This window comes from Sporolactobacillus inulinus (assembly GCF_006539285.1).
Classification (GTDB): Bacteria; Bacillota; Bacilli; order Bacillales; family Sporolactobacillaceae; genus Sporolactobacillus; species Sporolactobacillus inulinus.
Genome location: NZ_BJMS01000142.1, coordinates 1 through 5384, shown reverse-complemented (window position 1 = coordinate 5384; position 5384 = coordinate 1). Strand labels below are relative to the sequence as shown.

The 5384-nt window shown below is 47.3% G+C and carries 6 protein-coding genes; all 6 read left to right on the top strand.

Annotated features, from left to right (window positions below):
* Positions 1-147: 147 nt before the first annotated feature.
* The 6 genes from folP to SIN01_RS13800 all read left to right on the top strand — a co-directional run bounded on the left by folP (position 148) and on the right by SIN01_RS13800 (position 4922).
* Positions 148-999 (top strand): dihydropteroate synthase, encoded by an 852-nt coding sequence (gene folP / locus SIN01_RS13825; RefSeq protein ID WP_010026749.1) that lies wholly within the window; start codon positions 148-150, stop codon positions 997-999.
* On the top strand, positions 992-1873 hold the full coding sequence (gene folK / locus SIN01_RS13820; protein WP_010026747.1) for a 2-amino-4-hydroxy-6-hydroxymethyldihydropteridine diphosphokinase: 882 nt from the start codon (positions 992-994) through the stop codon (positions 1871-1873). Before folP ends, folK begins: the two co-directional genes overlap by 8 nt.
* Positions 1825-2028 (top strand): helix-turn-helix domain-containing protein, encoded by a 204-nt coding sequence (locus SIN01_RS13815; protein ID WP_010026745.1) that lies wholly within the window; start codon positions 1825-1827, stop codon positions 2026-2028. Before folK ends, SIN01_RS13815 begins: the two co-directional genes overlap by 49 nt.
* Before the next feature lie 19 nt (positions 2029-2047).
* Positions 2048-3040 carry a tRNA dihydrouridine synthase DusB gene (gene dusB / locus SIN01_RS13810; protein WP_029548294.1) on the top strand — a complete coding sequence of 331 codons (993 nt, stop codon included), beginning with the start codon at positions 2048-2050 and terminating at the stop codon, positions 3038-3040.
* A gap of 170 nt (positions 3041-3210) precedes the next feature.
* Positions 3211-4701 carry a lysine--tRNA ligase gene (lysS, locus tag SIN01_RS13805; protein ID WP_010026743.1) on the top strand — a complete coding sequence of 497 codons (1491 nt, stop codon included), beginning with the start codon at positions 3211-3213 and terminating at the stop codon, positions 4699-4701.
* Positions 4701-4922 (top strand): hypothetical protein, encoded by a 222-nt coding sequence (locus tag SIN01_RS13800; protein WP_010026742.1) that lies wholly within the window; start codon positions 4701-4703, stop codon positions 4920-4922. The genes lysS and SIN01_RS13800 overlap by 1 nt, the downstream gene beginning before the upstream one ends.
* The last annotated feature ends 462 nt before the right edge of the window (positions 4923-5384 follow it).

The window sequence follows — 5384 nt, the reverse complement described above, 5'->3', positions numbered from 1 at the left end:
TTTAAGTACCAAGCACAGCTTGGTTTTTTTAATCGCTGCTTGCGGCATCGGGGATTTTATTCCACGTTTGCAACTGAGGGATGGGCCATGATTGTGTTATACTGTTTTTATTAAATAGATAGTTTTTCAGGAGGATGGACTAAATCTGTGAACACATATCAGCTTTCACCTTACCATCTGCTCAAGGTCAGGGAAACGACGCTTGACTATCGGAAAAAGACTGTGGTTATGGGGATTTTGAATGTGACTCCGGACTCTTTTTCCGATGGCGGACGCTTCAACCATTTAGACCTTGCTGTTCAGCATGCACGGCAGATGGAAAGCGATGGTGCCGACATCATAGATATCGGCGGAGAATCGACACGTCCGGGACACCTTCCCGTTGATTTAGATGAAGAAATAGCCCGCGTTGTGCCAATGATTCAAGCGGTTCGCAAGCAGACGAACCTTCCGATATCCATTGACACGTATAAAGCGGAAACGGCGCGACGCGCGCTTGATGCGGGTGCGGATATCATTAATGATATTTGGGGAGCTAAAGCAGACCCGGAAATGGCGAAAGTTGCTGCCGAATATCAGGTGCCGATTGTTCTCATGCATAACCGAAACAACAATCATTATAATCGGATTATCGAAGACATGAAGCAGGATCTTCAAGAAAGTATTGATCGCGTACTGGATGCTGGTGTTGCCCCAGAGAACATCATTCTTGATCCAGGGATCGGATTTGCAAAAGATGATCGACAGAATCTTTATGTAATGAATCACCTTGAAGCACTTCATGAACTGGGCTATCCCATTTTACTCGGCACCTCACGCAAGGGGTTTATTGGAAGAGTCTTAGGTTTACCGGTGGATCAGCGTGTGGAAGGTACGGGAGCGACGGTTTGTCTGGGCATAGCGAAGGGTTGTCAAATGATGCGTGTTCATGACGTACGTGAAATGGTGCGTATGGCAAAAATGATGGACGCAATGCTGCAGGAGGATCATCTTGACTGACGCGATACAGTTAAATCGAATGCAATTTTATGGCTATCATGGCGCACTTGAAGAAGAACGGCGTATTGGTCAGCGTTTTGATGTTGATGTTTCGCTGATCTTGGATCTCTACCGTGCCGGAAGCACCGACCGGCTTGACCAGACGGTGAACTATGCAGATGTTTATACAAAAGTGAAAGAGATCGTTGAAGGGCCGCCATGCGCATTAATCGAACATGTGGCAGAAAAGATCGCCGAAACGGTTTTGCAAAATTATCCTGTGGTTCGCGAATGCCGGGTGCATGTGATAAAACCCAATCCGCCGATTGCTGGGCATTATGACTCGGTATCGGTATTTATTGAACGCCGGCGCACAACCGCTTATTTGGGGCTCGGGTCGAATATGGGCGACCGGGCAGGGTTTTTGAAACGTGCACTTAAGGCGCTGCAGGCAGAACAAGGCGTGCAAATTGTTCGCTGCTCTTCAATCTATGAAACCGATCCTTATGGGCCGGTTGAGCAGGCGGACTTTTTAAACATGACTGCGCAGATTGAAACGCTGCTTCCTGCTCTTGCGCTTTTAAAGAAGATGCAAACCGTCGAAGCAGATTTGAACCGAACAAGAGAAGTGCATTGGGGACCAAGAACGATTGATCTTGACCTGCTCCTTTTTGGTCAAGAAAGGACCTATTCCGAAGTATTGTCCCTGCCTCATCCTGAAATTGCACGCCGCGCTTTTGTCCTCAAACCGCTTGCTGAGATTGCGCCCCATCTGGTGATCCCAAGAGAGAATCATTCGGTGCTTACGCTGTGGCAGAATCTCAATGAAGAAGAGGGAGTGCGATTATGGAAACAGAACAATGGGGCCGGAGAGTTCGGGCTTTTCGAAAGCTGAAGGGCTATACGCAAGCCACTTTTGCAAAAGAATTAGGTATCTCTTTGACCCTTTTAGGTGAAATTGAAAGAGAAAACCGCAATCCGGATGCAGACCTTCTGATTATGATTTGCGATAAACTAGGCGTATCCCTTCAGGAGATGAAGGAGCTCTAGAAAAGAAAGGATGATTCGGTTGTTAAAGATAGGTCCGATTGAGATGAAAAATCAAGTCGTACTTGCGCCAATGGCCGGTGTATGTAATACAGCATTTCGCCTGATTGCCAAGCGTTTCGGCGCCGGACTCGTGTGTGCAGAAATGGTCGCCGACCGCGGGATTATTCATCATAATCAACGGACCCTGGATATGCTGTATGTTGATGAACGCGAAAAACCACTGAGCCTGCAAATTTTCGGTGGTTCCCGAGAAACGCTCGTTCAGGCAGCGAAATACGTGGATAAAAATACAAATGCAGATATCATTGACATAAATATGGGCTGTCCCGTACCGAAAGTCACGAAGTGTGATGCCGGATCGCGATGGCTTCTTGATCCTGATAAAATTTATGAGATGGTTGCTGCCGTCGTCGATGCGGTTGATAAACCGGTTACGGTAAAAATGCGCAAAGGCTGGGATGACGACCATATTTATGCGGTTCGCAACGCACAGGCTGTTGAGCGTGCCGGCGGACAAGCAGTTGCGTTACACGGACGTACACGCGTTCAGATGTACGAAGGCGATGCAGACTGGGCTATTATCCGCCAAGTCAAGGAATCCGTTGGCATTCCGGTGATTGGAAACGGGGATGTCCGTACCCCGATGGATGCGAAACGAATGCTTGATGAAACCGGTGTGGACGGCGTGATGATTGGACGCGGCGCGCTTGGGAATCCTTGGATGTTGTACCGGACGGTTAAATACCTTGAGAGCGGCGTACTGCCGCCGGAACCGACAGCCACAGAGAAAGTTGATGTTTGCCGGATCCATTTCGATCAGCTGAGCAAATTGAAGGGCGAGCATATTGCATCGATGGAAATGCGCAAGCATGCCGCTTGGTACATGAAGGGTCTGCCCGGAGGCAACGAAGTGCGCAAGCGAATCAATCAGTGTGAAACTGGAGACGCGCTTCGGCAGGTATTGATTGACTTTCGTGAGACCCTTAAACCCGAAGTGGCACCCACGCTCTGAGGTTGACAGTGTTTTTTATATTCTCTATAATTCGGTTAGATATAGAACTGCCGGTAGCTTAACTGGCAGTTTTCTTTATGATGTAGATGTGTCGGTAACTGAGAAGCGCTCGATCCTGCACCGGCGCCCTTTAGGGCACCCGCAGGATACGACTGGAGGTAGAACAATTAATGAGTCAAGGAGTAGATCTGACCGATCAGCTTCAAGCCCGTCGCGAGAAGCTGAAGGTTTTATTTGAACAAGGAATCGATCCATTTGGTGGTCACTATGACCGCACCCATGATACAGGAGACATTCGATCACATTACGCAAATCATACAACGGAAGAGTTGGAAGCGAATCCGGTTGCTGTTGTTATGGCCGGTCGTTTAATGGCGAAAAGACGTAAGGGGAAAGCGGGATTTGCCGATATTCAAGATTTCAGCGGCCGTATCCAGCTGTATATTCGCAAGGATGCAGTCGGAGAGGAACAGTATGAGATTTTCAAACATATTGATATCGGTGATTTTGTTGGTGTTGAGGGAACGGTATTTAAAACCCATGTTGGCGAGCTCTCGATAAAGGTCAACAAGTTTGAGATTCTCTCTAAAGCGATGCGGCCACTCCCGGACAAGTTCCACGGGCTTAAAGATGTAGAGCAGCGCTATCGTCAGCGCTACTTGGATCTAATCGTGAACCCTGAAGTTCGAGAAACATTTATCCTAAGAAGCAAAATTGTTAAAGCGATTCGCGATGAATTGGATGGGCAAGGCTATCTGGAAGTTGAAACGCCGACGATGCACTCTATTCCGGGCGGCGCGGCGGCGCGTCCGTTTATCACACACCACAATGCCTTGGATATGGATCTGTATATGCGTATCGCGATCGAGTTGCATCTTAAGCGTCTGATCATCGGCGGTTTTGAGAGGGTTTACGAAATTGGCCGTGTGTACCGCAACGAAGGCGTATCAACGAAGCATAATCCTGAGTTCACGATGATGGAACTCTATACCGCGTATCAGGATTTGCGTGATGTAATGGAGCTTACCGAGAATTTAATTTCTTCCGTAGCGCAGAAGGTACTCGGAACAACGGAAATTACTTATGGAGATGCGAAGGTTGATTTGAAGCCGCGCTGGCGCCGCGTGCACATGGTTGAGGCGATTAAGGAACAAACCGGTGTTGACCTATGGCCGCAGATGAGTGATGAGGAAGCGCGAAAATTGGCTGCCGAAAATGGTGTATCTGTAAAAGAAGACATGACCTATGGGCATGTGGTTAATGAATTCTTTGAACAAAAGGTCGAAGAAACGCTGATCCAGCCAACCTTTATCTATGGTCATCCGGTTGTGATTTCTCCGCTTGCGAAGAAAGATCCGAAAGATCCGCGTTTCAGTGATCGTTTCGAATTGTTCATTGTCGGCCGTGAGCATGGTAATGCATTCAGTGAATTAAATGATCCGATCGATCAGCGCCAACGCTTTGAAGATCAGATGCGTGAACGTGAAGCAGGCAACGACGAAGCGCAAGTGATCGATGAAGACTTCCTGGAAGCAATGGAATACGGCATGCCGCCTACCGGCGGGCTCGGGATCGGAATCGACCGTTTGGTTATGCTTCTAACCAATTCAGCATCGATTCGCGATGTGCTGCTTTTCCCGCAAATGAGAAAAAAAGATTAATGACGTTTGATTTAAAAATCGTCCGCTCTTACCCAAGAGCGGACGATTTTCTGTATAAGGGCATCTCAAAAGTCGGTGATGACGCGCCGCCCAATGGGAACAGGCACAAGGCCTTTGCGTGCTCCGTTGATGCGATTGCCTTGTTTGTGTCCTCGGTCAAGATGACCGCAGCGCATCATAAGTCGGAGAATCTTTTGGGAACAGGCTCTTTTGTATGCTGACGTCAGTTGAACATCACCCGGGGAGGAAGATTGATCACCTAATCGTATTCGTGCTTACAGCGCTTATCGTCAGCCTTCGATCTGCTTTCTCTATTCTCTATTCATAGGGAATTACTTTAAACACACGTCAAACGGCATTAAGAGTAGACTCGGCAAATATCTGAATGAAGCAAGGCTAAACTTAAAGGGATAAGGGGTGATCGCGGCGTTTCGTAAAAAACAGCAATGGATGTAAAAAAAATTTCTTGTTTCCGTTGACAAAGACATTATATGCTGGTAGTATATTTTCATGTTGCTGAACAAGAGATGCCGACTGATGTTGACAACTCAAGCAAGCATATGTATAATGAAAAAGATCGTTTTGAAGCTGACAAGCCTTTGAAAGAAAAATGTAATTAAGGGTTGACATAATTACTTATTCTTGATAAGATGTTCAAGTCGCTTCAAGAGCGATGAAGAATG

Excerpts from the sequence above, each read along its gene's own strand:
- SIN01_RS13800 (WP_010026742.1), top strand. The coding sequence starts at position 4,701 with ATGACGTTTGATTTAAAAATCGTCCGCTCTTACCCAAGAGCGGACGAT.
- lysS (WP_010026743.1), top strand. The coding sequence starts at position 3,211 with ATGAGTCAAGGAGTAGATCTGACCGATCAGCTTCAAGCCCGTCGCGAG.
- SIN01_RS13815 (WP_010026745.1), top strand. The coding sequence starts at position 1,825 with ATGGAAACAGAACAATGGGGCCGGAGAGTTCGGGCTTTTCGAAAGCTG.